1 protein-coding gene is annotated in these 670 nt (G+C 73.7%); it reads right to left on the bottom strand.

Features of this window, described 5'->3' with window-relative positions:
* Nucleotides 1-323, bottom strand: a 323-nt coding sequence (locus FUT87_RS28030; RefSeq protein WP_147243075.1) for a hypothetical protein, incomplete at its 3' end; no start/stop codon positions are given.
* Nucleotides 324-670: the final 347 nt, after the last annotated feature.

Genomic DNA, 670 nt, shown 5'->3' with positions numbered 1-670 from the left:
CAGAACGGACCGCTGCTGCGGGCGCTGGCCTCGATCAGCGCGGCCAGCGGACCGTCGTCCAGCAGCGCCAGCGCGCGCCAGACCTGGGTGCGGTGCAGCTCGGCCATGCCGGCGATGCGCTCGCGCAGCTCGGCGCGCGAGCAGGGGCTGTCGACGCGGGCCAGGCCCTGCTCGTGCGCCTGCAGCAGCGCGGCCAGCAGGCGCGGCAGCAGGCGGTTGCGCAGTTCGGGCAGGCCGTCGATGCGCAGGCCGTGCGGCAGCAGCTGGAGGCGATGCGCGACGCCGTCGGCGACGGGTGCGGAGGAAACGGTGGCAACGGTCATGGGTGGCGCATTCTGCGCGGGCCGCGCGGTCGGTGTGACGGCATCGGCGTAACGGGCGTTACGGCGCCGGGTTACGGAACGGGGTTACGGCACCGGTCATGGGCGCCGTCTCCAAAGGGGCGTCCCCGATCTCAGGTCCGTCCTTTGCCAGCAGACCTCATCACCACTCGAGGGGATTGCGATGGTCGCGAACGAAGCCTGGTATGCGGGCGAGAGCAGCGTCGGCGGAGCCTACCCCGCCCGGGGGACGGTCTCGGCGGTGTCGTGGGGCGCGGTGCTGGCCGGTGCGGCCGCGGCGGCGGCGTTGTCGCTGATCCTGCTGCTGCTCGGCGTCGGGCTGGGCCTGG

It is taken from the genome of Mitsuaria sp. TWR114 (genome assembly GCF_007997345.1).
Note: the sequence above shows the minus strand (reverse complement) of the source record. Positions and strands in the feature narration are given on the sequence as shown.